Raw genomic sequence first — 4,470 nt, forward strand, 5'->3', positions numbered from 1 at the left:
TCGCTGTTCATCCCCGTGACCCTCACCCTGTTCCTCCTGGGCGGGCGGTTGGGGGAGTGGATCGCCCAGCACCTGCACGTGCTCAACGCCTACCACGCCGTGTGGTTCTGGCTGCGCTGGCCCGCCATCACCGCGCTCGTCATGCTGGCGCTCGCCCTGTGCTACTGGCGCCTGCCCGCCGTGCGCCACCGCTACAGCTTCCTGTCCCCCGGCGCGCTGCTCGCGAGCGTGCTGTGGTTGCTCACCACCTGGGGCTTCACCCAGTACGTCGAGCACTTCGGCCGCTACAACGTCACCTATGGCTCCATCGGCGGCGCCGTCGTGCTGCTGCTGTGGCTCTACCTCACCGGCCTCATCTTCATCGTCGGCGGCGAGGTGAATGCCGTCCTCGAGCACGCCGAGGCCGAGGCGGCGCAGGCGGCCGGACAGCCCTCACCCATCGAGCCGCCCCACCTCAAGCCCGGCGCCACCGGGGGCAGCCGCTCGGGGCGCGAGCGGCTGGCCTTCTGGCGCTGGCGTCGGCGCATGGCCGAGCGCGCCTCTCCCGACGTCGAGCCCCCCGCCGAGGTCCGTGAGACCGCCAACGGGGAGGCGGAGCGCACCGGGGAGGGGCCGGGGACCTCTCCTCCGGTGCCCTGAGGCCCGGGGCCTACTTGCGCAGGCGCTGCTTGATGGGGGCCAGTCGGTCCGCCCCGACATTCGTGCCCGTCAGCCCGTTCTTCGAGATGAAGCCATTCAGGTGGTTCACGCGATCCGCGCTCGGCGGGTGCGTGCTCAGCCATTTGAGCACCCCCGGCGTCTGGCCCTCCTTCGCCGCCAGCTTCTGGAAGAAGGTCACCAGCCCGCGCGGATCGTAGCCCGCCGCGGACGTGTACCTCGCGCCGAGCTCATCGGCCTCCGTCTCGTTGCCGCGGCTGAAGGCCAGCCCCGCGCCCGTGCCGGCCAGCCCCGCGGCGAGCTGTGCCACCGTGTTCGCGTTCTTCCCGAGCGCCGCCTCGATGACGGCCTGCTCGCCGTACTGGAGCATCATCGCCTGCGCCGAGTGCCGGCCCACCACGTGAGCCGCCTCGTGCCCCATGACGCCGGCCAGCTCCGCCTCGTTCTCGGCCGCCAGCAGCAGCCCCGTGTACACGTACAGGTAGCCGCCCGGCGTGGCGAACGCGTTCACCATCTTCGGGTCGTCGATGACGCTCACCTTCCACTTCACGTTCGCCCGGTCCCGGTTGGCCGCCTGGAGGATGGGGGTGGACACGCTGCGCACGTACTCCAGCACCGCCGGATCCTCGACGTACTTGATCTTCTCCTTCGTCTCGAGTTCCGTCTTCACCTGCTTGCCGAGCTGCTCCTCCTGCTGATCCGAGATGAGGAGGGCCGCCGCCGTGCGCCCCACGTTCATGCGTTTGGTCGTCGCGCACCCCGTTGCCAGACCCAGGCTCAGCGCGAGGCCCAGAACCATCGAGAGAATCCGTTGCATGTTGTTCCTTCCTTCTGGTGTGACCGCCACCGTCAGACGACCCGGCCTCGTACTCAGCGCGCCGTGTCCACCGCAAGCGGCCTGTGACCCTGGACCTTCTGGGACGTCGGCCATGGACGAATATGCACCGTCGCCAGGAGCAGCCATCCCAGCGGGCCCATGAGCGGGCGCGCGGTGGGCCAGCATGGGCGGCGACACCGCGCCCTACCTACTTCGCGGCGAGGAGGGCCTTGAGCTCCTCGAGGCTGCCGTTGAAATAGCTTTGGTCGACCTGGCCGGAGATGCCCGTGACCTTTCCGCTCTCCGTGTACTGCCAGAAGTTCCAGCGCGTCCAACCCTTGGGCAGCTTGGGCTCGGTGGATTGGGTGTAGGCGGCGAGCCAGAGCGGATGGTCCACGAAGTAGGGATGGTCGCAGAAGCTCTGCTGCCAGGTCTGGTGGTTGGTGTAGATCATCGGCTTGCGCCCGAGCTCCTTCTCCACGCCCTGGGAGAAGCGCTTGACCATGTCCGCGAGCTGCTCGCACTTGTAGCTCTGGTACTCGTCCTTGAACTCCTCCACATCCAGGACGGGGGGAAGCTCGCCCGGGTCAGCCTTTACGTGCTTGGTGAAGTTGGCCACCTGGGTGTCGACGTCGTGCTTGGGATGGAAGAAGTGGTAGGCGCCGCGGGGCAGGCCCGCCTTCTTGGCCCCGCTCCAGTGCGCGGCGAAGCGCGGGTCCGCCCCACTCGTGGAGTCCGTCGCCTTGATGAAGACGAAGGAGACGTTGGACTTGACGGTCTCCCACTGCACGTCGGGCTGGTAGTGCGACACATCAATGCCGAGCAGCCGGCCGGTGTGCGCCTGCGCCGCCGAGGGCGCGGGCACCACGGGGGTGGGGGGCAGCGGCGCGGTGGTGGCGCTCGGCACCGCGGGCGCCTGCACCTGGGCAGGCATCGGCGCCGGCGCGGCGGCACTCGAGGAATTGCAAGCCGCCGCCAACCCCAGGGGCGACAGGAGCGCCAGACGCTTCACCACATGGACGAACCGGGACATTGCTCTTCTCTCCATTTCAATAGACGACGAAGTTGAGGGTGAGGTTGGGGCGCACACGCGTGGTGCCCCCGAGGGGCAGGTGGACGCCGCCGCCCACCGCGAGCCCGAGCTCCCGCCCGCGGATGGACGGGGTGTAGGTGAGGAAGGCGTCCCCGCCCGTGCCCTCCCAGGACTCGAAGTCCGAGGAGAGCCCGGTGGCGAGCCCGAATCCGCCCAGCCGCACCAGGCGCGCTGAACCCCCGACGCGCAAGAGTGCATCGGAACGGAACGAGGTGCCCAGGGTGGCCATCCACGAGGGACCAAACCTCAAACCGCCCCTCGGCGGGCCCTCCACGGGCGCATTGGTATAGGTGAAGTCCGCATCCACCAGGCTGGCCTCCGCCAGTTGGCGGTACTGCCCGGCCTTTTCCTCCGGTGCGACCTCGACCAACTGAACGCGCTCGGTCATCAGCGAGCCGTCCACCTGCTGCAACACGGTGCCCTTGACCCGGAAGAGCTGCTTCATCTGGAGGACCTCGTCGCCCTGCACCCAGATGTCGGGGTCGGAGAGGTGGAAGCGGCCCTGGGCGTCGGTGTACTCGTAGGTGATGACCGGGCGGGCGGCTGGGGTCGCGCTCTGACCGGGCTCGGGAGGCGGCGGCGTCACCTCGTGCGCCGTCTCCGTGCCTCCCTGGGTCTGCTGCTGCAGCGCGAAGATGGAGTTGGAGATGCTCTTGAGGGCGAGAGCGTGCTCGCGGCGGAACTGCTCGAAGGCGGCATCCTGCGCGGTGAGCAGGGCCTTGTACTTCTCATCCAACGAGTCCTGGGTGACGAGTTGCGAGCGGGCCACGCCCAACTGGGTATTGAGCGCCTCGATTTCCTTCTCGCTGTCGGTGAGCTTTCCGCTCAGCTGGCGCTGGTACTCGGCCTCGCGGCGCTCCCAGTCCGCGTCCCGGTAGCGATGGTAGAGGTAGGCGCCACCCGCGGCGAAGCAGAGCGCCAGGAGCAAGAACCCAAGGGGCTTGATGAGCTTCTTGAGGAGGCTGAAGAGGAGAATAGGCATCATCGTAACCCACGGACAGGACGACGGAATACCCGGGGAGGGAGCACCCAGACTTGGACCCGTGGCGTGAAAATCCGGGCAAGGACGGGACGCACGGAAGGTGCTGGGCCGAGCGTGCTCGCTTTGGACAGGTGTCTGACGGTTTGACACCATCCTGGCCCATGCCGCCCACCTCCCCAACCCCACGCGCCGCCCCCTGGTGGGTCGAGCGCGCCGAAACCCTCCTGGCGTCGAAGGATTCGCGGACGCTGGACCTGGGCGCGCTGTGGGAGCTCTTCGAGCGCTTCTCCTTCGTGCAAGAGAACGTGGAGCCGGACCTGCTCCTTCTGGATGTGCGGGCACGTCCGGAGCTCCAGGCCCTCTGGGAGGCGCTGGAGGCGCGGGCCCGCTCGGTGACCGAGGCGCTGGACGCGGCAGGAGATGACGTCGCCCAGCAGCTTCGCACGGGAGCACTCGCACCGGCACGCTTCCGGGAGCGGTGGGAGGGGTTCGGCTTCACCGAGGCCACTGGCCGCGCGAGCACGGCGGCGGATGACTGGCTCGATGGCCTGCTGCGCATCTCCCGCATCACCACCGGGCAGAACCGGCCCCCCTTCGGTCAGGTGAACCTGGCCTCGCGGGCCCAGCGCATCTCCGACTTCCTCTCCATCACCCGTCCCGAGCAGCGCGACACGGTCTACGACCTCGGCTGCGGCAACGGGAAGTTCGCCATCACCGTGGCCGCGAGCTCCTCGGCCCGGGTCAAGGGCGTGGAGTACGGGCAGACGTACGTCGAGTCCGCGCGCCGCAATGGCGAGCGTTTCGCGCTGCCGAACCTGGAGTTCATCCACGCGGATGTCCGCGATGTGGACCTGTCGGACGGCACCGCGTTCTATCTGTACTTCCCCTTCTGGGGAGAGGTGGCGCACGCGGTGGCCCGGA

At 68.6% G+C, this 4,470-nt stretch carries 5 protein-coding genes; 2 read left to right on the forward strand and 3 right to left on the reverse strand.

Features of this window, described 5'->3' with window-relative positions; all coding sequences use genetic code 11:
- Positions 1-639 (forward strand): YihY/virulence factor BrkB family protein (locus VF794_RS28885; RefSeq protein ID WP_331115931.1); only part of this gene is annotated, 639 nt, incomplete at its 5' end.
- 10 nt (positions 640-649) lie between these two features.
- Here the strand turns inward: VF794_RS28885 and VF794_RS28890 are convergent.
- The 3 genes from VF794_RS28890 to VF794_RS28900 form a co-directional block, all read right to left on the reverse strand.
- Positions 650-1,474, reverse strand: a complete 825-nt coding sequence (locus tag VF794_RS28890) for a M48 family metallopeptidase (protein WP_331115933.1) — start codon at positions 1,472-1,474, stop codon at positions 650-652.
- A gap of 208 nt (positions 1,475-1,682) precedes the next feature.
- On the reverse strand, positions 1,683-2,507 hold the full coding sequence (locus tag VF794_RS28895; protein ID WP_331115935.1) for a glycoside hydrolase family 25 protein: 825 nt from the start codon (positions 2,505-2,507) through the stop codon (positions 1,683-1,685).
- Between the two features lie 16 nt (positions 2,508-2,523).
- Entirely contained in the window at positions 2,524-3,552 is a 1,029-nt protein-coding gene (locus VF794_RS28900) for a hypothetical protein (protein WP_331115937.1), read from the reverse strand.
- Between the two features lie 158 nt (positions 3,553-3,710).
- Here VF794_RS28900 and VF794_RS28905 point away from each other — a divergent pair.
- Positions 3,711-4,470 (forward strand): class I SAM-dependent methyltransferase (locus tag VF794_RS28905; protein ID WP_331115939.1); only part of this gene is annotated, 760 nt, incomplete at its 3' end.

Source organism: Archangium sp. (assembly GCF_036389735.1).
Lineage (GTDB): Bacteria > Myxococcota > Myxococcia > Myxococcales > Myxococcaceae > Archangium.

Excerpts from the sequence above, each read along its gene's own strand:
- VF794_RS28890 (WP_331115933.1), bottom strand. The coding sequence starts at position 1,474 with ATGCAACGGATTCTCTCGATGGTTCTGGGCCTCGCGCTGAGCCTGGGT.
- VF794_RS28895 (WP_331115935.1), bottom strand. The coding sequence starts at position 2,507 with ATGTCCCGGTTCGTCCATGTGGTGAAGCGTCTGGCGCTCCTGTCGCCC.
- VF794_RS28900 (WP_331115937.1), bottom strand. The coding sequence starts at position 3,552 with ATGATGCCTATTCTCCTCTTCAGCCTCCTCAAGAAGCTCATCAAGCCC.